Genomic DNA, 20,587 nt, shown 5'->3' with positions numbered 1-20,587 from the left:
ACTTGCGGGATTGATGCAAGTGCTTTTTCTTGAATAAACTATTTTCTTTTTAAGAATAATAAAAGCAGACTAACCGCGATAAAAGCGGCCGGCCAATAAGCTTCTACATATGCCGTCTCGATATTCGCCGTCTTCAGCCAGGCGGCAATCTGCCGGAAAAAATAAAGATAGAGGGCGACTGCGATCATCAGCAGACTCTCATATTGATATTCTTTCGTCTTAAACGATTTGACAAGAAGCGCCGCACCGAGGATCAGCACGATGACCGCAAAATCATCCGCGCGGCTGAAATAGTCCTCTTTAAATGTGAAATAAACGCCGATCGCTGTCATGAAGAGCCCTGCAAAGGAATGGGCGGAATCGGCTTCCTTCTGCCCCTGATAAAAAAGAGCCAGCCCGATGAGCCCCGCAAGTACAGACCATTCTTCCTGTCCGTCAAACAGGCTGATCCGGCCCGACCGCAGAAAGGCGTAGACAGCCACGGCTATCAACAGCAATGGAAGCAAAACAGATTTCTTTTTCAAAGTATCACCTTCTTGATGTAGTGAAAGAAATAGAAACACATTTTCTACTATATCACATCAATTTTTTAAAATCTGTTCACATTTTGGGAAGAGAAAATAGTGAATATATGTTATAATCGTTTTGAATAATAAATTCTATATTATAATCATTCTAATTTAGATAGATGCTGGGGGTGCAAGCAAGAGTTATGCATATACTTGTCGTGGGATTGGATTACAAATCAGCCCCTGTTGATATACGTGAAAAGTTAACCTTTCAGCCGGATGAGCTGGGGCAGGCGATGTCGCAATTGAAAGAAGAAAAAAGCATACTTGAGAATATCATCGTGTCGACATGCAACCGGACAGAGCTGTATGCAGTCGTTGATCAGCTGCACACCGGGCGTTATTATATGAAAATGTTTTTGGCGAACTGGTTCGGACTAAGCAAAGAGGACATTTCGCCTTACTTGAAGTTTTATGAAAACGACGGAGCCGTTGAACATTTGTTCCGCGTATCGTGCGGATTGGATTCGATGGTTATTGGAGAAACGCAGATTTTAGGCCAAGTGCGTACAAGTTTTAAGCTGGCTCAGGAAGAGAAGACAATTGGTACCGTTTTCAACTATTTGTTTAAGCAGGCTGTCACCGTCGCGAAGCGCTGCCATGCCGAAACGGACATTGCTTCAAATGCTGTATCCGTCAGCTATGCAGCCGTCGAGCTTGCCAGGAAAATCTTCGGCGACCTTTCCGATAAACACGTGCTGATTCTCGGCGCGGGCAAAATGGGAGAGCTTGCGGTTCAAAACCTGCACGGCCACGGAATCGGACAGGTTACCGTGATCAACAGAACATTTTCAAAAGCGAAGGAGCTTGCCGGCCGTTTTTCAGGCGCGGCGAAAAGCTTAAATGAGCTGCAATGCGCTTTAATGGAAGCCGACATTCTCATCAGTTCAACGGGCGCAAGCGGCTATGTCGTCACAAAAGAGATGATCGAACATGTCAATAAGCTTCGCAAAGGATGTCCGCTTTTTATGGTGGATATTGCCGTGCCGCGGGATCTTGACCCGGCTCTCAGCGATGTGGAAGGCGTCTTTCTGTACGATATTGACGATCTTGAAGGGATCGTGGAAGAAAATCTGAAGGAGCGTCAGGCCGTTGCTGAAGAAGTGGAGCTGATTATTGAAGCTGAGATCGTCGCTTTTAAACAATGGCTGAATACGCTCGGCGTCGTGCCGGTCATCTCTGCTCTCAGGGAAAAAGCTTTGACAATCCAGGCGGAAACGATGCAGAGCATCGAACGGAAGCTCCCTCACTTGAGCACAAGAGAGAAAAAACTTTTAAACAAGCATACGAAAAGCATTATCAACCAGCTCTTGCGCGACCCGATTTTAAAAGTGAAGGAGTTTGCGTCAGAAGCTGATGCCGAAGAAAAGCTTGCACTGTTTACGCAGATTTTTGATATTGAAGAAGCGGCTTTTCCTGACGGAGAGAATCAAGACGAACGCCAGCCGGTTCATGCGTTTAAGCGGCAAAACCAGCAGGGTTTGACTTCTATCGCGAGCGAGTGACAGACATGACAGACACATTGTTAGCAAGGCTTAACGAAGTTACAATCGTGTTGTACGCGCTCACCGTCCTCTTTTATTTTATAGACTTTTTACAGCACAACCGGAAGGCGGGAAAAGCGGCCTTCTGGTTGCTTTCTATTGTCTGGATTCTGCAGACGGTATACCTTTTTTATTTCATGCAGTACACAGATCAGTTTCCTGTTTTGAATAATGCGCAGGGGCTTTATTTTTACGCGTGGGTGCTTGTCACGCTGTCTCTCGTTTTGACGAAGCTTTTGAAAGTGGAATTTCTCGTTTTTTTCACCAATCTCATCGGCTTTTCAATGGCGGCGATCCACACGTTTACACCGACGGCCCAGCAGTCGGCGGAGCTTTCGGGAAGGCTCGTGTCCGAGCTCTTGATCATCCACATTACAATGGCGATTCTTTCGTATGGAGCGTTTTCATTGTCGTTTGTCTTTTCCGTGCTGTATCTTTTTCAGTACCGTTTATTGAAAAAGAAAAAGTGGGGGAAATGGCTCTTACGAATCGAAGATTTGCCAAAACTTGATCATATGGCTTATGTCCTTAATCTCATCGGCGTTCCTATGCTTTTGCTGAGTCTGATTCTGGGGATTATCTGGTCGTATGTATCGCTTGAAACCCTGTACTGGGCGGATCCGAAAGTGCTCGGATCGATCGTGCTGCTTTTTTTATACGGATACTATTTATTTATCAGGATTGTCAAAGAGCTGCAGGGAAGGATCGCGGCCATGTGGAATACCGCGTCTTTTCTTGTTCTTTTAATCAATTTCTTTTTGCTCGGCAGCTTTTCGCAATTTCATTGGTTTAGTTAGTTAAAACGGTTGCCCGTGACGGATTGGGAGGAAGAAAACATGAGAAACATCATTGTAGGCTCAAGAAGAAGCAAATTGGCGATGACCCAGACAAAATGGGTGATCAAAAAGCTGGAGGAATTAAATCCGGATTTCACGTTTGAAATAAAGGAAATCGTTACAAAAGGCGACCGGATCTTGGATGTTACGCTGTCAAAGGTCGGCGGGAAAGGCCTGTTCGTCAAAGAAATCGAACAGGCGATGCTTTCCGGGGAAATTGATATGGCCGTTCACAGCATGAAGGACATGCCGTCGGCGCTTCCCGAAGGGCTGGTGGTCGGCTGCATTCCAAAACGGGAAGATGCCAGGGACGTTCTCATTTCAAAAAGCCGTCAAAAGCTGGCCGACCTGAAACAAGATGCGGTTATCGGCACGAGCAGCCTCAGAAGAAGCGCGCAGCTTTTGCAAATGCGCCCCGACCTTGAGATCAAGTGGATCAGGGGAAATATCGATACAAGGTTGAAAAAACTTGAAACCGAAGATTACGACGCGATTATTTTAGCAGCGGCCGGCCTGTCAAGAATGGGCTGGAAGGACGATGTCGTCACCGAATTTCTTGATCCAGAGAGCTGCCTTCCCGCCGTTGGGCAAGGCGCGTTGGCGATCGAGTGCAGAGGCTCGGATGAGGATCTGCTGTCCCTCTTTTCGCGCCTGAACGACCGCTACACACAGCTGACCGTCACGGCCGAGCGTGCTTTTCTTCATGCGATGGAAGGCGGCTGCCAAGTGCCAATCGCCGGATTTGCGACGATGGACGAAGACGGCGTCATCGAACTGACCGGTCTTGTGGCATCGCCTGACGGAAAAACCGCATACAGAGAAACAGTAAAAGGAAAAGATCCGGAGGCTGTCGGCAGAGAATGCGCGGCGGTCATGTCGGAAAAAGGAGCAAAGGCACTGATTGACCGTGTGAAACAGGAGCTGGAAGACAATGAAGCATGATCTTCCTTTACAGGGAAAGAAAGTGCTCGTCACCCGCAATAAAGCCCAAGCCCAATCCTTCAGGGAAAAGGTGGAGGCTTTGGGCGGAGAAGCTGTTTTAACGTCATTGATTTCGTTTCGGCCCGCCCTCCCGCGAGAACAGGCCCAGCGCTTTCGAGCAGATCTTGAAAGCGCGGACTGGCTTGTTTTTACAAGCGTGAACGGGGCAAAATTCTTTTTTTCTTATTTGAAGAACGCCGGGTTCAGCGTTCCTTTCGTATCAAAGGCCAAGGTTGCCGCTGTCGGTGAAAAAACGGCCAGGTATTTGCGCGACAGGGGTCTTTCTGTCGATCTGATGCCTGAGTTATACGTGGCTGAACATTTGGCGGAGGCACTGAAGCGAAATGCCGGCCGTCATGATAAAGTGGCCGTTTTAAAAGGAAATTTATCCCGGGACGTCATCAAGAAAACCCTCACTCCGCTCGGAATTCAAGTTTCGGAATGGATTTTGTATGAAACCGTTCGTGATGAAAAAGGAATTCTGGAGCTTAAGGAAGCAGCAAAACACGCGTCTTTTGATTTTGTGACATTTACCAGCTCCTCGACGGTACATACATTCATGTCCATTTTGAAAGAGGAGAGCAGAACGTGGGCCGAAAAGAACGGTACGGCTTTTATTACGATCGGGCCTATGACAAAGAAGGCGCTGTCGGACTACGGAATTCCTTCATATATGCCGGACGTCTATACAATCGACGGAATGCTGCGTGAAATATGCCGCATTTCAAGAAAGGGAGAATGACAAATGGAAGCATCATTTCAAAGACACCGCCGCCTGCGGACGACAGCAGGTATGCGAAAATTGGTAAGAGAAACCGAGTTAAGAGCATCTGACTTCATTTATCCGATATTTGTAACCGAGGAAGAGAACGTTAAAAGCGAAGTTCCGTCCATGCCGGGCGTATACCAGCTGTCTTTGGACCGGCTGAAAGAGGAAATGGAGGAAGTCGCAGGCCTCGGCATTCAATCTGTGATCGTCTTCGGCGTGCCTGAACACAAAGATGATGTGGGAAGCGGAGCCTATCACAACCACGGCATCGTTCAAAAAGCGATTGCGCAAATTAAACAAGACTTTCCTGAGCTTGTCGTTATCGCAGATACATGCCTATGCGAGTACACGGACCACGGTCACTGCGGCCTTGTGGAAAACGGTGAAATACTAAATGACGAATCGCTCGTTCTTTTGGCAAAAACCGCTGTCAGCCAAGCCCGTGCAGGCGCTGACATTATTGCGCCTTCAAACATGATGGACGGTTTCGTTGCCGCCATCAGGGATGCGCTTGATCAGGAAGGATTTACAAATGTGCCGATCATGTCGTACGCTGTAAAATATGCGAGCGCGTTTTACGGCCCGTTCCGCGATGCCGCGGGAAGCAGTCCGCAGTTCGGCGACCGCAAGACGTACCAAATGGATTATGCCAACCGCAGGGAGGCTCTCCGGGAGGCAAAATCCGATGTGGAAGAAGGCGCCGATTTCCTGATCGTCAAGCCGACGCTTTCATATCTTGATATCGTCAGAGAAGTGAAAAACGAATTTAACCTGCCTGTTGTCGGATACAATGTAAGCGGGGAGTATGCGATGGTCAAAGCCGCGGCCCAAAACGGCTGGATTGAAGAAAAAGCTCTTGTTCTCGAAATGCTGACAAGCATGAAACGGGCGGGCGCTGATTTGATCATTACGTACTTTGCAAAAGATGCGGCAAAATGGATTTCGGAATAAGAATTTGAACTGGGGGTTTTAGAGGATGCGGAGCTATGAGAAGTCTAAAGCGGCATTCGAGGAGGCGCAACGAGTCATGCCTGGCGGGGTGAACAGCCCGGTCAGAGCCTTTAAATCAGTGAACATGGACCCGATTTTTATGGAGCGGGGAAAAGGATCAAAAATCTATGATATTGACGGAAACGAATACATCGATTATGTCTTGTCATGGGGACCGCTTATTTTAGGACACAGCAATGAAAAAGTGGTGAAAGAAATTCAAAAGACGGCAGAACACGGGACAAGCTTCGGTGCACCGACAGAACTGGAAACCGAGCTTGCCGAGCTTGTCATCGACCGCGTTCCTTCCATAGAAATCGTTCGGATGGTGAGCTCCGGTACGGAGGCGACGATGAGCGCCTTGCGGCTGGCGCGCGGTTACACAGGCCGTAACAAAATCGTGAAATTTGAAGGCTGCTACCATGGACACGGTGATTCCCTGCTGATTAAAGCGGGCTCTGGAGTAGCAACGCTCGGCCTCCCTGACAGCCCCGGAGTTCCGGAAAGCATTGCAAAAAACACGATTACCGTTCCTTACAATGATCTGGAAAGCATGAAGCTTGTCTTTCAGGAATTCGGAGAGGACATTGCCGGCGTTATCGTTGAACCTGTCGCGGGCAATATGGGTGTTGTACCTCCGGTTAAAGGGTTCCTCGAAGGGCTTCGCGAGCTGACTGAGACGCATGGCGCTCTGCTGATTTTTGATGAAGTAATGACAGGCTTCAGGGTGGGCTACAACTGTGCGCAAGGCTATTTCGGAGTGACGCCTGATTTGACTTGCCTCGGAAAAGTGATCGGCGGCGGTCTTCCTGTCGGCGCTTATGGAGGAAAGGCGGAAATCATGGAGAAAATTGCGCCGAGCGGTCCGATCTATCAGGCCGGCACGCTGTCCGGCAACCCGCTTGCCATGACAGCCGGACTCGAAACATTGAAACAGCTGACTCCTGAATCCTACCAGGAATTCTCCCGCAAAGCAGACCGTTTGGAAAAAGGAATTTCTGAAGCTGCCGGGAAAAATGGCATTCCGTGTACATTTAATCGAGCGGGGTCTATGATCGGCTTTTTCTTCACAAATGAACCGGTCATCAATTATGATACAGCGAAACAGTCTGATCTCGGACTGTTTGCCGAATATTATAAAGGGATGGCCGATGAAGGCGTGTTTCTCCCGCCTTCACAGTTTGAAGGGCTGTTCTTGTCAACCGCTCATACGGATGACGACATTGAGCATACGATTCAAGCTGCTGAACGCGTATTCGAAAGAATCAGCCGCTCCAGATAAAGAAAAGGGCTGCCGGACATTGCCGGCGGCTCTTTTTTGCATGGTGCCGGTAACGGCTTATGATTTTTCTGTTCATATTCTGCCTGCTTTTCTCATACATCTTTACTGACATCTAATTTTAAAAATTAGGTGAAGGGAGGATATCAGTTTGCCGCAAAACAATCGTTTGCAATTTTCTGTAGAAGAGTCAATCTGTTTTCAAAAAGGACAGGAAGTATCCGAATTATTATCGATTTCATTGGATCCTGACATTACCGTTCAGGAAGTAAATGATTATGTATCCATACGAGGGTCATTAGAGCTGACAGGCGAATACAACATAGATCAAACCCGGGAATATGCAGAGCTGCCTGCGACAAGCCGATTTGTGGAAGATGTAAAGCTGAAAGGGGACGGCAGCGCAGAGCTGACGCATTGTTTCCCAGTGGATATCACTATCCCGAAAGACAAGGTCAATCATTTAAACGACGTATTTGTTTTTATTGATGCTTTCGATTATCAGCTGACAGATGCGAGGATGCTGACGATTCAAGCTGATTTGGCGATTGAAGGCCTCTTGAATGTAAGCGGTGAAGCCGGAGAAGAAGAACCGCGTACTATGCCTGCGGCCGTCCAGCCGGAAGAGGAGCTTGAGCCTGCCTTCAGATCACCTTCAAACGACGAAAAACAGGGTAAAGAGGAAGAATTTTTGATTCAGCTTGACAGATCTTATGAAGAGCAGGACGAAGAACAGCCGTATGAAGAAGCAGAAGAAACTGATACCGATGCGGAAGCGGTTCCGATTTACCAGTCGTTTCTCGGAGACGATACAGAGGAAACAAAGCCGTTTTTTACAGCGTCTTTGTCTGCGGCAGAGCGGACGAAGCGCGAAATGGAAAATCCAAAAGACGCCGCTCTTGAACATCCGGAAGAAGAATATGAGCTGAAAAGGGAGAAAGTAGAAGCAAAACCGGAAGAAGAATATGAGCTGAAAAGGGAGAAAGTAGAAGCAAAACCGGAAGAATATGAGCTGAAAAGGGAGAAAGTAGAAGCAAAACCGGAAGAATATGAGCTGAAAAGGGAGAAAGTAGAAGCAAAACCGGAAGAATATGAGCTGAAAAGGGAGAAAGTAGAAGCAAAGCCGGAAGAATATGAGCTGAAAGAGGAGAAAGAAGCAAAGCCGGAAGAATACGAGTTAAAAAGGGAAGAAGCGGAAGAAGAGCCGGAGCCGCTCCAAAGGGCTTATCAACCTCATGATAAACCGAAAGAAACCCCGTTCTACGGTGTTCCGCCTCTTTTGGAGGAAGACCAGAATGACAGGGAGCCTGAGACGTTTGAAGTTGAAGTGACACAGGAAGCAGAAGCGATTGATGAAGAAGAGGAAGCCGGGCATACCATTGAAATCCCGGAATATTCGTTTCATGAGCAGACGGAGCCTGAAGAAGAAAGAGATGAGATGCCGGCAGCAGACGACCAGGAAGTGTCAGCGAAGGAGAATGACAATGCTCTCTATTTGACAAAGCTGTTTACAAAACAGGGAGAGGAGGAGTTTACTCGAATGAGGATGTGCATCGTTCAGCAAAACGATACCATTGATCTTTTGTGCGAGCGCTATGATATTAATGTCCAGCAGCTCATCCGGATGAATTCCCTTTCCCTTGACGAGGAATTAAAAGAGGGACAGATCCTTTATATACCGGATTATCAAAGCAGCCATGCCTAATGCATTGATAAAAATGTGGTGAAGCCGATGGAAGGCATCCAGTCTGTTTTAAATGAGTACGGTCTTACGCCTGAATATATGGAATCGGTCAGTCCAAAGGTATGGAAAGTGTATACGGATCACGGTGTATTCGCCCTGAAAAAATTGGCGGCTTCAAGAAACGCCCGCTTCACAGAACAGATGATCTTGCTGGAGGAAAAAGGCTACAGGCAGTTTGTTCCCGTCTATCGAAATCGCACGGGCGAATTTTTAACGCAAGCCGGAGAAGATGTCTGTTATCTCATGCCTTGGCTTACCCTTGAAAGAGAGGAAGAGCGTGACCAAAAACACGAATATATGTTTAAAGAAATCGCTCTTCTTCACCAGCGAACGGAAAAAGAGCTCGGTGTGAGGCGGGAAGAAATACTCGGGCACTATGAACGGACAAAACGGAAATGGGAACAGCAAAAACAGAAATATGAAGAATTCATCTCAAGAGCGGAAAACGAATGGTATATGTCCCCGTTCCAGCTTCAGGCAGCCATGTATTTCAAAGAGACGATATCAGCTGCAGACTTTGCGCTTGCCCGCCTTGAAGAGTGGTATGAGACCATGAAAGACAAAGAGTCTTCGAGAATGGTTTTAAACCACGGGCAGCTGTCCGTCCGGCATTTTCTCTATAACGATACCGGAACGGGTTACTTTACGAACTTTGAGAAAGCGGGACACGGGCCCCCAGCGAACGATCTCATCGTATTTTTTACAAGAATGTTTAAGACGAATCCCGTGATGTGCACGGAATGTGTAAACTGGTTTTATACGTATCACAATGTCTATCCTTTGCGGGAGGAAGAAATCAGCTTATTCCTCAGCTATATGGCTTACCCCGGGCCTGTATTCGGTGTGCTGAACCGCTACGACCTTGAGAAGGGGCCCGGAGAAAAAGAAGCCTGTACAACGCTTTTGAAGGCGTACTGGCAAATGAAAAACGCCGAACCGCTTGTGATGAGCATTCACGAGACGGAAGAAAACAGAAAACTGCAGGAAGAAACAGAGTCCCCATCATCATGATGCGGACTTTTTTCGTGCTTATATCCAGTCAAGGTGAAAGGCGCACGCAAGGAATATGAGAATGCCCAAAAGGAGGACATCAAATGTGGTCGGAAAGATGATCGTGCGTATGCCCTGGAAGATCGTGATCGGGAGGACGACTTGAACAGCAACAAGCCTGACTTGCTTCAGCCACGGCTGGAATGAATGTGTGTTGAATTTTTTTCGCATCTTATGCCTCCTCTCTTATCGTTACAGCATCATATGAGGAAAAGGAGCTTGTGTGCATGGCCCAGTATCGTATAAAACAAGAGAAAAACGGAAAAGATGATTGACGAAAATGAAAAAGATTTAGTAATATAAGAAAAAGAAAAAGTACGTGCTGAAAAGTCAATGATCACCCGCTTTGAATGGGAAGAGTACAAAAACAGACGCTTGCAGAGAGGGAAGCCGGTTCGCTGAAAGGCTCCCAGTCAGTCTTTTTTGGAAGGTCGCCCAGGAGCGCAATTTCTCGAACAAAAAGTAGAGAAATTCGGGAAAGTCCCGTTATCCCATTTAAGTGCGTGAATGCGTTTTTTTCGCATTCATGAAAAAAGGTGGTACCGCGAGAGAGTTCTCTTCGTCCTTTTAACAGGATCGAGAGGGCTCTTTTTTATTGTTCAGCCGTTTAATACTGTTGGAGGTTTGAAAATGGATAATCAAGAACTGACGATGCCGACAAAATACGATCCGTCTGCAGTTGAAAAAGACAGATACGACTATTGGGTGAACGGCAAATTTTTTGAAGCGAAAAACGACCCTGAAAAAGAACCGTACACCGTTGTCATTCCCCCGCCGAATGTGACGGGTAAGCTGCACTTGGGGCATGCTTGGGATTCCACCTTGCAGGATATCGTGACAAGAATGAAACGGATGCAGGGCTATGACGTGCTCTGGCTGCCGGGTATGGATCACGCCGGTATTGCAACTCAGGCAAAAGTAGAAGCGAAGCTTCGCGAAGAAGGAAAAACGCGCTATGATCTCGGCCGCGAAAAATTCCTTGAAGAAACATGGAAATGGAAAGAGGAATATGCCGATTTTATTCGCAGCCAATGGGCGAAAATCGGCCTTGGCCTTGACTATTCAAGGGAGCGTTTCACCCTTGATGAAGGGCTTTCTAAAGCGGTTCGCGAAGTATTTGTGAAGCTATATGAAAAAGGGCTGATTTACCGCGGAGAATATATCATTAACTGGGACCCGGCCACTAAAACGGCTCTGTCTGACATCGAAGTCATCTATAAAGACGTACAAGGCGCGTTCTATCATATGCGCTATCCGTTGAAAGACGGTTCAGGCTCGATTGAAATTGCGACGACCCGTCCTGAAACGATGCTCGGCGATACAGCGGTTGCGGTACATCCGGAAGACGAGCGGTACAAACACCTAATCGGAAAAACGGTTATTCTGCCGATCACAGGAAGGGAAATTCCGATTGTCGGAGACGACTACGTCGATATGGAATTCGGCTCAGGTGCCGTCAAAATTACACCTGCCCATGATCCGAACGACTTTGAAATCGGAAACCGCCACAACCTTGAACGCATTCTCGTTATGAATGAAGACGGCACAATGAATGACAAGGCGCTTCAATATAAAGGCATGGACCGTTTTGAATGCCGCAAGCAGATCGTGAAAGATCTTCAGGAAGAGGGCGTGCTGTTCAAGATTGAAGAACATACGCATTCGGTCGGCCACAGCGAACGCAGCGGAGCAGTCGTTGAGCCGTATTTGTCAACGCAGTGGTTCGTGCAAATGCAGCCGCTTGCCGATGCCGCCATCGAATTGCAAAAAAGCGAAGGAAAAGTCAACTTCGTCCCTGACCGTTTTGAAAAAACGTATCTGCACTGGATGGAAAATATCCGCGACTGGTGCATTTCCCGCCAGCTTTGGTGGGGCCACCGTATTCCTGCGTGGTACCATAAAGAAACGGGGGAAATCTATGTGGGCGCTGAAGCTCCTGAAGATGCCGAAAACTGGGAGCAGGACAAAGACGTTCTTGACACATGGTTCAGTTCCGCTCTTTGGCCGTTTTCAACGATGGGCTGGCCGGATATCGATGAGGAAGATTTCAAGCGTTACTATCCGACGAACGTCCTTGTCACAGGATACGATATCATTTTCTTCTGGGTATCCAGAATGATCTTCCAAGGTATCGAATTTACCGGAGAACGTCCGTTTAAAGATGTTTTGATCCACGGGCTCATCCGCGACGACCAGGGCCGCAAAATGAGCAAATCGCTCGGAAACGGCGTCGATCCGATGGATGTGATCGATAAGTACGGAGCGGATTCGCTGCGCTACTTCCTTGCGACGGGAAGCTCTCCAGGACAGGATTTACGCTTCAGCTTTGAAAAAGTGGAGTCAACATGGAATTTTGCGAACAAGATTTGGAACGCATCAAGGTTCGCCCTGATGAACATGGACGGCATGACATACGAAGAGCTTGATCTGTCAGGAGAAAAATCAGTTGCCGATAAGTGGATTTTAACAAGGTTGAATGAAACGATTGAAACTGTGACACAGCTGGCTGACAAGTACGAATTCGGCGAGGTTGGCCGCCATCTCTACAATTTTATCTGGGATGATTTCTGCGACTGGTACATCGAAATGGCTAAACTTCCGCTTTACGGTGAAGATGAAGCGGCGAAAAAGACGACCCGCTCTATTTTAGCGTATGTGCTGGATCAAACGATGCGCCTGTTGCATCCGTTTATGCCTTTCCTGACGGAGGAGATCTGGCAGCATCTTCCTCACGAAGGGGAATCCATTACAGTCGCCAAGTGGCCTGCAGCTGTTAAAGAATATACGGACACCGAAGCAGCGGCGGATATGAAGCTTCTCGTTGAAGTCATCCGCGCTGTACGGAACATCCGCAGCGAAGTCAACACGCCGCTCAGCAAGCAGATTGAGCTTTATATTAAAACAAGCACGCCGGAAATCGCCGAACGACTTGAAGAAAACCGTTCGTACGTGGAACGCTTTACGAATCCGAGCCTTCTTCAAATCGGAACGGATATTCAGGCGGTCGATAAAGCGATGACCGCTGTCGTATCCGGCGCCGAGCTGATTTTGCCGCTCGAAGGTCTGATTAACATTGAGGAAGAAATCAGCCGCCTGCAAAAAGAACTCGATAAGCTGACGAAGGAAGTTGAACGGGTTCAAAAGAAATTAAGCAACGAAGGATTTATGAAAAAGGCGCCTGCACATGTCATTGAAGAAGAGCGGGCGAAAGAAGCCGATTATACGGCAAAACGTGAAGCTGTAGAAAAAAGAATCGCCGAATTGAAAAATTAATCACACGAAAAAAGGAGGTGTTTTCCAGGTCTTTCTAAAGGTGCTGGAAAACACCTTCATCAATTGAAGGGAAGGAATTCGCTTGTTCAAAACGTTTGATGAAGCACTCAGCTGGATTAACGGAAGGCTTAAATTCGGCGTGAAGCCGGGTTTGGAACGAATGGAATGGCTTCTGAGAAAGCTCGGGCACCCCGAGAAAAAGCTTAATGCGATTCATGTCGCCGGAACAAACGGAAAAGGTTCAACGATCGCTTTTCTCCGTACGGTATTAAATGAAGCCGGTTATACAGCAGGCACCTTCACATCACCGTATATCATTACCTTTAACGAACGGATCAGCGTTGACGGCGCACCGATCTCGGACGACGAATGGACGGCGCTCTTTAATGAGGTCGGGCCTCTCGTCCTTGAGCTTGAAAAAACCGAATTCGGAGCCGCCACCGAATTTGAAATTATTACGGCATGCGCATTTTTATATTTTGCTAAATACCGGCGCACCGATTTTGTTATTTTTGAAACGGGATTAGGCGGCCGTTTGGATTCGACAAACGTCGTGAAGCCGATGTTAACGGTCATCACTTCGATCGGCCATGACCATATGGCAATATTAGGCGGCACGCTGAAAGAGATTGCCGCAGAAAAGGCGGGAATCATCAAACACGGCGTTCCTGTTATCACAGCTGTTCATCAGCGTGAAGCAGCTGAAGTGATAAAGCGAAAGGCGATGGAGACAGAATCTGCTTTTATATCCCTTCATGAGGATTGCGAGCTGTCCGGAGAGCGTTCACTGCCCGATGGAGAGCAGTTTTCACTGAAAACACCGTTACATCGTTATGAAAGAATTGAAACAAGCCTGATCGGCACCCATCAGCGGCAAAACGCGTCTCTGGCCATACTTGCGGCCGAATGGCTGACAGCCGAAAAACATGCGGCCATCAGCGAAGAAGAGCTGAAACGCGGCATTCATAAGGCGGGATGGCCCGGCCGGTTTGAGAAGGTATTGAACAGGCCTCTCGTTTATATCGACGGCGCTCATAACAAAGAAGGGGTAGAGCGGCTGGCCGAGACGATCACGTCCCACTTCGACGGGCGAAATATTCACGTATGCTTCAGTGCTCTCAAAGATAAGCCGTACAGAGACATGATCCGCAAAATCGAGTCGTTTGCGTCATCGATTCACTTCACATCTTTTGATTTTCCGAGAGCGGAATCCGCTCAAAAGCTGTTTGAGCAAAGTACCGCTGATCATAAAACATGTGATGAAGACATCGGCTCTGTTTTCCGCTATATCGAAGAACAAGCTGAAGATGAAAAAGCGGTGGTCATTGTTACCGGGTCGCTTTACTTTATTTCCGCTGTCAGGGCAGTTTTAACTGAATAAAAAACATAAAAATGCGCTTTTGGCCATCGGCTGACTGCGCATTTTTATGTTTTATGAAAAGCGGAGGCGCTTCATATTTGCTAAAATAACAGCCTCAGGAAGCCGTTTTTTCCCATGAAGCGGTTAAATTTGATTGTGCGAGGCTGATAGTGATGTTCATCTTTTACCTTTTTACGGCGGGGTTAGTGCTCGGTTCCTTTTTTAGTTCAGCCGGGCGCCGCATCCCTGAAAAGATATCATTGATTGCTCCGCGTTCCCTCTGCCGGGCTTGCAAAAGAAAGCTGGGCCTCGCGGAGCTGATACCTGTTTTGTCCTATTTGATGCAGCGGGGGAGGTGCAAGGGGTGTCAAACCCCGATATCGATCGTGTATCCGGCAGTTGAGCTCTCCGCCGCCATCCTGTTTGCGTTTGCTGGTATGCAGGTTGGGCATCAGGGGGAGCTGGTTATTGTGCTTGCTCTTATTTCCCTGCTTTTGATCGTCTTTGTATCTGATGTGACACATATGGTCATTCCGGATGCTGTGCTTTGTTTTTTCCTGATTGTCTTTGCTGTCGGACGGTTTCTTGTTCCCCTCGAGCCGTGGCATTCCGGTTTAAGCGGTGCGTTTGCCGGCGGCATGCTTCCGCTCTTGACGCTGCTTTTGACGAAAGGAGGGATCGGCTGGGGGGACGTAAAGCTGTTTGCGGTGCTCGGCATGGCGCTCGGCAGCCGCCTCCTCATTCTCGCTTTTTTCCTTTCGGCAGCCGCAGGAACGGTGCTTGGTCTGATTGCATTGCTGGCAGGAAAGCTAAAGAAAAATGAACCTATGCCGTTTGCTCCCGCGATTCTGATCGGGACGCTGATAAGCTGTTTCTATGGCAATCCAATGATCGAGTGGTATCTTCAAATGGCACGGTGGTGAAAAATTTGACGAAACCTTTTTGGGCAAGACGACAAAAGTCTTGTTCTTTTTTTTTGAGGCTGTGATAAAGTGTGGACAATAAGAGGGACAGCCTTTGGGAGAACTCCTCCTTCCTTCTGGCTTCCCTCTGCCGATCGTATAGAGAGCGGCCAATCTGCCGCCTAATCTCAATATAAAACAATAAACGGAAAGCGAGGGAAGCCACATGAAAAAACGGAAGAGCAAGAAAAACTCAGCTAAAAAAGTGCCCCAGGAAGACCCGCTTAAAGTGATGATCAATGGCAGAGAAGAGACCATCTACGGAAATGAAAAAGAGTTTTCCAACAGAAATGAAGAAAAGAAGTTCACCTTTTCAAACTGGGAAGAAAAGAGAAAGGCGGAACGGGAAATATCGGCTTCAAAAGAGGACGGCGCACCTGAAACAGATGAATTTACATGGACGCCTCCAGACGAAGAAGAAACCGTGTACAAAGACGATCCCAAAGTGGTGGCGCCTTATCAAAAGAAAAACGAGGCTAAAAACAACCGAAAAGCGAAAATGTCCCTTACGTTTCCTTTGAAGCGCTTTGCTGCAACCATTATCTTTGCTGTGTTGCTCGGCACGGGACTCGGGCTGTTCGCGCTGAATCTCGCAACCCATAAAGAAGGAGTGCCGGCATCCGGCAGCTTGGGTGCGGATGCGGAAAACGGACAGGCGGTAAAAGCCGGTGACTCAGGTGCCGAAGAGAAAAAGAGCGGACAAAAAAATAGCGGACAAGCGGGAGAATCTTTTAAAAGCTTTGCCGTTCAGGCCGGCAAGTTTTCATCTAAAGAAGGAGCGGAGACGCTGGCCTCTCAAATCGCAGACAAGGGGTATGCCGCCGTTTCGATTGCCAAAGACGACGGATTTTATGTGATCGCCGGAATAACAGGGGAAAAACAGATGACATCTGAAATTGGCAAAATATTAATCGAAAACGATTTTGAAGCGTGGGGCGGAAAAGAGCTTCCGGTTGCACTCGAGCCCGGTTTGCTAGAGCCTTTTAAAGAAGCGGCCGAGCTGTCGGCAAAAGCGATTCTCGGCGCGGAGGTTACATCTCAAAACATAGCTGATGTCAAAGCTGAACTTGACGGCGCCAAATCAAAAGGAGAATCTGAAGAGGTAAAGAAGAGCATACTGGAAGCCGTCAACCTGCTTGAGAAACCGACCGCAGCCAACGGCTGGAAAAGCCAGCAGCTATTGCTGAGCCAAATAAAATAAAAAAACCAGCAGAGGCGCTGGTTTTTTTATTTTCACGATTTTTGTCATTAAAAAGTTACTTTTCTGAAATTGTGGCGGCGGCGTTCTTTTGGTAGGATAAAACAGGTATCTTTTTTTCCTATGCAAAAACCTTTGAAAGGATGTCTTCTTATGACCCGACAGCTCATATTGGCTTCACAATCACCCCGCAGAAAGGAACTCCTCGATCTTCTTCAGATTCCATACAGCATCGTTACGAGCAACGCGGAAGAAAAATTAATTCGAAACTTTTCACCAGCAGAAAACGTCAAATGGTTGGCGGAACAAAAAGTGCGTGCAGTAGCCGAACAATATCCTGATGCCGTCGTGCTTGGCGCCGACACCATTGTTCTTTATGACGGGGCTTATTTGGGCAAGCCCAAAGATGCCGAAGATGCAAAAAGGATGCTGAGCATGCTTTCGGGACAGACCCATTCAGTGCTTACCGGCGTCTGCATTAAGGACGGCGAGAGATGCGAAACATTTTTTGAAGAAACCGAAGTCTTTTTTTGGCCTCTTGAAGAAAAGGAAATCAGCGCTTACATCGCTACAGGAGAGCCGTTTGATAAAGCCGGTTCATACGGAATACAAGGAAAAGGCGCGCTTTTTGTCAAACAGATAAAGGGAGACTATTATACAGTTGTGGGTCTTCCGATTTCCAAAACGATGAGAATGCTGAAAACGTTCGATCTTCACTCCTTTTGATAAACCGAACGAGAAGGGAATCAAAAGGGAGGGTTTATCATAAGCGATCTGCCGTTGAAATTAAAGGATTTTCCTGATGAAGAAAGGCCGCGGGAGCGCCTTCTCAACACAGGCGCCGAAAGTTTGTCAAACCATGAACTGCTCGCGATACTGCTCAGAACCGGGACGAAAAAAGAATCGGTTCTTCAGCTTTCAAGCCGGCTGCTTCAAACGTTTGACGGCCTCCGTTTGTTAAAAGAAGCATCCGCTGAGGAGCTTTCAAGCATTTCCGGGATCGGCCGCGCCAAAGCCGTGCAGATTTTGGCGGCGCTCGAACTTGGCCGGCGCATTCACAGCCTTGCCTGCAAAGACCGTTATGTGATCCGTTTTCCCGAAGATGCGGCCAATTTTTTAATGGGGGATATGCGCTTTCTGTCTCAGGAGCACTTCGTATGCCTGTATCTGAACACGAAAAACCAGGTGATCCACAAGCGAACAATTTTTATAGGAAGCTTGAACTCTTCAATCGTCCATCCGAGGGAAGTGTTTAAGGAAGCTTTAAAGCGCTCCGCAGCCTCATTCATCTGCGTCCACAATCATCCGTCCGGAGATCCGGCTCCAAGCCGCGAAGACATAGAAGTTACACAGCGCCTTCACGAGTCCGGACAGCTGCTTGGAATCGAATTGCTCGATCATATCATCATCGGTGATCAAAAATTTGTGAGCTTAAAAGAAAAAGGATATTTGTAACACTTTTTTTTTCATTAAATTAAGCTATAATAGAATTTATGGGTTTTTGCTTAGGAATATTGTTTTAAGAAAGGAAGATACATACAAATGTTTGGAATTGGTGCGAGAGACCTTGGAATAGATTTAGGAACGGCGAATACGCTTGTTTTTGTGAAAGGTAAAGGAATTGTCGTCAGGGAGCCTTCCGTCGTTGCGCTGCAAACAGATACAAAGCAGATCGTTGCAGTCGGAAACGATGCGAAAAACATGATCGGACGTACGCCCGGCAATGTCGTCGCCCTCCGCCCGATGAAAGATGGCGTAATCGCTGATTATGAAACAACAGCGACAATGATGAAACATTATATTAGCAAAGCTGTTAAAAACAAAGGCTTATTTGCGAGAAAGCCTTATGTCATGGTTTGTGTCCCGTCGGGAATTACGGCGGTTGAGCAGCGTGCGGTAATCGACGCTACGCGCCAGGCCGGGGCGAGAGATGCATATCCGATTGAAGAACCGTTTGCAGCGGCGATCGGAGCCAATCTTCCTGTTTGGGAACCGACTGGAAGCATGGTGGTCGACATCGGCGGCGGAACGACCGAAGTCGCGATTATTTCCCTCGGCGGCATCGTCACATCCCAGTCTATTCGCGTTGCCGGTGATGAAATGGATGAAGCAATCATTACTTATATTAGAAAAACATATAACTTGATGATCGGTGACCGTACTGCGGAAGCGATCAAACTTGAAATCGGTTCTGCCGAAGCTTCTGAAAACGGAGAAAGCATGGAAATCCGCGGCCGCGATCTTTTAACAGGTCTGCCGAAAACGATTGAAATCACTGAAAAAGAAATTACAGCGGCGCTTCGCGACACTGTGACTGCAATTGTCGATGCCGTAAAAAATACGCTTGAAAAAACTCCGCCTGAACTCGCGGCTGATATTATGGATCGCGGAATCGTCCTGACAGGAGGCGGTGCGCTGCTGCGCCACTTGGACAAAGTCATCAGCGAAGAAACGAAAATGCCGGTTTTAATTGCGGAAGACCCTCTTGACTGTGTAGCGATCGGAACAGGTAAAGCTCTCGAGCAAATTCATCTATTTAAAGGCAAAAATTAAGGACACAGGGAATAGAAGAGGTGTATAATCATGCCGCAGTTTTTTACGAATAAACGGTTGATGCTTTTACTCCTTTGTATCATCATTTTAGTGGCAATGATTGGATTTTCGTTAAAGAATGACCGGAATGCAACTTGGCCCGAAAAATTTATTGGCGATACAACTGGTGTATTCCAGACGATTTTTCATACGCCCGCTCAATTTTTTGCGGGCTTCTTTGAAAATATCGAAGACTTAAAAAATACGTACAGCGAAAATGAGCGCCTGCGGAAAAAGCTCGACGGCCAGACGCAATACGAGGCAAAGCTGCAAGAGCTTGAAAATGAAAATAAGTCTTTAAGAAAAGAGCTCGGCCATTTGAAATCAATTAAAGACTACACGCCGATTCTGGCGACTGTTATCGCCAGAAATCCCGATAAGTATGAGTGGTGGAACCTGATCACGATTAACAAAGGTTCTAAGCACGGCGTCGAAAAGGATATGGCGGTCACAGATGAAAACGGCAACTTGATCGGAAAAATCAAAAGCACTAAAGTGAACAATTTCACTTCCACAGTCCAGCTTTTAAGCGCAACAGACAGAAACAACAGAATTTCTACGGTTATCGCTGCAAATAAAGGCAAGAAAACGGTCAACGGAATCATCAACGGCTACGACTCCGAGAAAAAGGCGCTGTCAATGGAAATCATTGAGCCTGATGAAGACAGGGAAGTGAAAAAAGGAGACCTCGTCGAAACTTCCGGGGCAGGCGGCGTTTTTCCGAAAGGCCTGACAATCGGAAAAGTGACAGAGGTTGAACCCGATTCCTACGGCTTGACAAAAATCGCTTATGTAGAGCCGGCGGCCGATATGTATAACCTTGATAACGTCATCGTCGTCGACAGAACGCTTGATACGGTGGATGTCAACAAGATGGACGATGAGGAGGAAGGTTCGTGAAACGCTTCCTTCTTCCCGTCGTGATGATGTTTGTTTTAGTATCTGACAGCGTCTACGCGGATTTTGTCAACCTGCCTTTTGTGACGGAAGAACAGCAGCTCATCCCGCGTTTTCTGCTGCTTGTCTTAGTTTTTATGACGGCTTATGTCAATCAGCCTTTTGCCATTACATATGGATTTATTTTCGGACTGTTATATGATATTAATTACACCGACCTTTTAGGTGTATATATGTTCGGTTTTGCCGGTATTTGCTATTTATCGTCAAAAGCATTCAAAGTATTGCAGGCAAACGCGCTGGTCGTCATTTTTATTTCGCTGCTCGCCGTCTGTGTTCTTGAATTTTACCAATATGGCGTGCAGATGCTGATACGTCCGGAAATCATGCCGTTCCATCAATTTGTGCTCGGCAGGCTCCTGCCTACGCTTGGGCTGAACGCCGTTGGCGGCCTTTTGCTCATTTACCCGTTCAAATGGTTTTTTACCAGTCTTAAGAAAGAGCTGAGGAATGAGTAAAAGAGGATTTTATGAGCCGATGTCG

19 protein-coding genes and 1 other annotated feature are annotated in these 20,587 nt (G+C 47.4%); of the genes, 17 read left to right on the top strand and 2 right to left on the bottom strand.

Translation table 11 applies throughout. The annotated features are described in order from the left end of the window. Positions 1 to 38 precede the first annotated feature (38 nt). On the bottom strand, positions 39 to 524 hold the full coding sequence (locus M1D59_RS15395; protein ID WP_020452466.1) for a hypothetical protein: 486 nt from the start codon (positions 522 to 524) through the stop codon (positions 39 to 41). Between the two features lie 188 nt (positions 525 to 712). Here M1D59_RS15395 and hemA point away from each other — a divergent pair, with 188 nt between their 5' ends. The 8 genes from hemA to ysxE all read left to right on the top strand — a co-directional run bounded on the left by hemA (position 713) and on the right by ysxE (position 9,723). Beyond that, positions 713 to 2,074, top strand: a complete 1,362-nt coding sequence (gene hemA / locus M1D59_RS15390) for a glutamyl-tRNA reductase (RefSeq protein ID WP_020452465.1) — start codon at positions 713 to 715, stop codon at positions 2,072 to 2,074. A gap of 5 nt (positions 2,075 to 2,079) precedes the next feature. Beyond that, entirely contained in the window at positions 2,080 to 2,910 is an 831-nt protein-coding gene (locus M1D59_RS15385; protein WP_020452464.1) for a cytochrome c biogenesis protein, read from the top strand. A gap of 39 nt (positions 2,911 to 2,949) precedes the next feature. Next, on the top strand, positions 2,950 to 3,891 hold the full coding sequence (gene hemC / locus M1D59_RS15380; RefSeq protein WP_458117510.1) for a hydroxymethylbilane synthase: 942 nt from the start codon (positions 2,950 to 2,952) through the stop codon (positions 3,889 to 3,891). Continuing rightward, positions 3,881 to 4,672, top strand: coding sequence for a uroporphyrinogen-III synthase (locus M1D59_RS15375; RefSeq protein WP_458117509.1), 792 nt, complete (start codon positions 3,881 to 3,883; stop codon positions 4,670 to 4,672). Before hemC ends, M1D59_RS15375 begins: the two co-directional genes overlap by 11 nt. Before the next feature lie 3 nt (positions 4,673 to 4,675). Then, positions 4,676 to 5,650: a porphobilinogen synthase gene (gene hemB, locus M1D59_RS15370; protein ID WP_020452461.1), complete on the top strand. Its 975-nt coding sequence runs from the start codon at positions 4,676 to 4,678 to the stop codon at positions 5,648 to 5,650. Between the two features lie 25 nt (positions 5,651 to 5,675). Further along, positions 5,676 to 6,971: a glutamate-1-semialdehyde 2,1-aminomutase gene (gene hemL / locus M1D59_RS15365; protein WP_079289279.1), complete on the top strand. Its 1,296-nt coding sequence runs from the start codon at positions 5,676 to 5,678 to the stop codon at positions 6,969 to 6,971. A 148-nt stretch (positions 6,972 to 7,119) separates the two neighbouring features. Continuing rightward, a complete protein-coding gene (locus M1D59_RS15360; RefSeq protein ID WP_458117508.1) occupies positions 7,120 to 8,673 on the top strand; it encodes a LysM peptidoglycan-binding domain-containing protein in 1,554 nt (517 codons plus the stop codon). Positions 8,674 to 8,700: 27 nt separating this feature from the next. Next, entirely contained in the window at positions 8,701 to 9,723 is a 1,023-nt protein-coding gene (gene ysxE / locus M1D59_RS15355) for a spore coat protein YsxE (protein WP_020452458.1), read from the top strand. Between the two features lie 18 nt (positions 9,724 to 9,741). On the opposite strand, the gene M1D59_RS15350 is transcribed toward ysxE, so the two are convergent. Further along, positions 9,742 to 9,933 carry a hypothetical protein gene (locus tag M1D59_RS15350; RefSeq protein ID WP_020452457.1) on the bottom strand — a complete coding sequence of 64 codons (192 nt, stop codon included), beginning with the start codon at positions 9,931 to 9,933 and terminating at the stop codon, positions 9,742 to 9,744. Between the two features lie 166 nt (positions 9,934 to 10,099). Continuing rightward, positions 10,100 to 10,332: a binding site (T-box leader), on the top strand. 60 nt (positions 10,333 to 10,392) lie between these two features. Here M1D59_RS15350 and M1D59_RS15345 point away from each other — a divergent pair. The 9 genes from M1D59_RS15345 to mreD all read left to right on the top strand — a co-directional run bounded on the left by M1D59_RS15345 (position 10,393) and on the right by mreD (position 20,562). After that, positions 10,393 to 13,035 carry a valine--tRNA ligase gene (locus tag M1D59_RS15345; protein WP_020452456.1) on the top strand — a complete coding sequence of 881 codons (2,643 nt, stop codon included), beginning with the start codon at positions 10,393 to 10,395 and terminating at the stop codon, positions 13,033 to 13,035. 82 nt (positions 13,036 to 13,117) lie between these two features. Continuing rightward, positions 13,118 to 14,416, top strand: coding sequence for a bifunctional folylpolyglutamate synthase/dihydrofolate synthase (locus tag M1D59_RS15340; protein ID WP_187362334.1), 1,299 nt, complete (start codon positions 13,118 to 13,120; stop codon positions 14,414 to 14,416). A gap of 152 nt (positions 14,417 to 14,568) precedes the next feature. Continuing rightward, positions 14,569 to 15,318 (top strand): prepilin peptidase, encoded by a 750-nt coding sequence (locus M1D59_RS15335; protein ID WP_020452454.1) that lies wholly within the window; start codon positions 14,569 to 14,571, stop codon positions 15,316 to 15,318. A 205-nt stretch (positions 15,319 to 15,523) separates the two neighbouring features. Further along, the gene (locus M1D59_RS15330) at positions 15,524 to 16,558 is read left to right on the top strand and encodes an SPOR domain-containing protein (protein WP_041817272.1); all 1,035 of its coding nucleotides are present in this window, start codon (positions 15,524 to 15,526) and stop codon (positions 16,556 to 16,558) included. A 150-nt stretch (positions 16,559 to 16,708) separates the two neighbouring features. Further along, positions 16,709 to 17,281 (top strand): Maf family protein, encoded by a 573-nt coding sequence (locus tag M1D59_RS15325; protein ID WP_020452452.1) that lies wholly within the window; start codon positions 16,709 to 16,711, stop codon positions 17,279 to 17,281. 54 nt (positions 17,282 to 17,335) lie between these two features. Beyond that, positions 17,336 to 18,010 (top strand): RadC family protein, encoded by a 675-nt coding sequence (radC, locus tag M1D59_RS15320; protein ID WP_020452451.1) that lies wholly within the window; start codon positions 17,336 to 17,338, stop codon positions 18,008 to 18,010. An 87-nt stretch (positions 18,011 to 18,097) separates the two neighbouring features. After that, the gene (locus tag M1D59_RS15315; protein WP_003184042.1) at positions 18,098 to 19,108 is read left to right on the top strand and encodes a rod shape-determining protein; all 1,011 of its coding nucleotides are present in this window, start codon (positions 18,098 to 18,100) and stop codon (positions 19,106 to 19,108) included. Positions 19,109 to 19,138: 30 nt separating this feature from the next. Beyond that, a complete protein-coding gene (mreC, locus tag M1D59_RS15310) occupies positions 19,139 to 20,047 on the top strand; it encodes a rod shape-determining protein MreC (RefSeq protein WP_020452450.1) in 909 nt (302 codons plus the stop codon). Further along, the gene (gene mreD / locus M1D59_RS15305; protein ID WP_458117507.1) at positions 20,044 to 20,562 is read left to right on the top strand and encodes a rod shape-determining protein MreD; all 519 of its coding nucleotides are present in this window, start codon (positions 20,044 to 20,046) and stop codon (positions 20,560 to 20,562) included. The genes mreC and mreD overlap by 4 nt, the downstream gene beginning before the upstream one ends. The last annotated feature ends 25 nt before the right edge of the window (positions 20,563 to 20,587 follow it).

The sequence above is a fragment of the Bacillus sp. PK6-026 genome (genome assembly GCF_054161455.1).
Note: the sequence above shows the minus strand (reverse complement) of the source record. Positions and strands in the feature narration are given on the sequence as shown.

Coding starts and splice junctions, on each gene's coding strand:
- hemA (WP_020452465.1), top strand. CDS start 713: ATGCATATACTTGTCGTGGGATTGGATTACAAATCAGCCCCTGTTGAT.
- M1D59_RS15385 (WP_020452464.1), top strand. CDS start 2,080: ATGACAGACACATTGTTAGCAAGGCTTAACGAAGTTACAATCGTGTTG.
- hemC (WP_458117510.1), top strand. CDS start 2,950: ATGAGAAACATCATTGTAGGCTCAAGAAGAAGCAAATTGGCGATGACC.
- M1D59_RS15375 (WP_458117509.1), top strand. CDS start 3,881: ATGAAGCATGATCTTCCTTTACAGGGAAAGAAAGTGCTCGTCACCCGC.
- hemB (WP_020452461.1), top strand. CDS start 4,676: ATGGAAGCATCATTTCAAAGACACCGCCGCCTGCGGACGACAGCAGGT.
- hemL (WP_079289279.1), top strand. CDS start 5,676: ATGCGGAGCTATGAGAAGTCTAAAGCGGCATTCGAGGAGGCGCAACGA.
- ysxE (WP_020452458.1), top strand. CDS start 8,701: ATGGAAGGCATCCAGTCTGTTTTAAATGAGTACGGTCTTACGCCTGAA.
- M1D59_RS15350 (WP_020452457.1), bottom strand. CDS start 9,933: ATGCGAAAAAAATTCAACACACATTCATTCCAGCCGTGGCTGAAGCAA.
- M1D59_RS15345 (WP_020452456.1), top strand. CDS start 10,393: ATGGATAATCAAGAACTGACGATGCCGACAAAATACGATCCGTCTGCA.
- M1D59_RS15335 (WP_020452454.1), top strand. CDS start 14,569: ATGTTCATCTTTTACCTTTTTACGGCGGGGTTAGTGCTCGGTTCCTTT.
- M1D59_RS15330 (WP_041817272.1), top strand. CDS start 15,524: ATGAAAAAACGGAAGAGCAAGAAAAACTCAGCTAAAAAAGTGCCCCAG.
- M1D59_RS15325 (WP_020452452.1), top strand. CDS start 16,709: ATGACCCGACAGCTCATATTGGCTTCACAATCACCCCGCAGAAAGGAA.
- M1D59_RS15315 (WP_003184042.1), top strand. CDS start 18,098: ATGTTTGGAATTGGTGCGAGAGACCTTGGAATAGATTTAGGAACGGCG.
- mreC (WP_020452450.1), top strand. CDS start 19,139: ATGCCGCAGTTTTTTACGAATAAACGGTTGATGCTTTTACTCCTTTGT.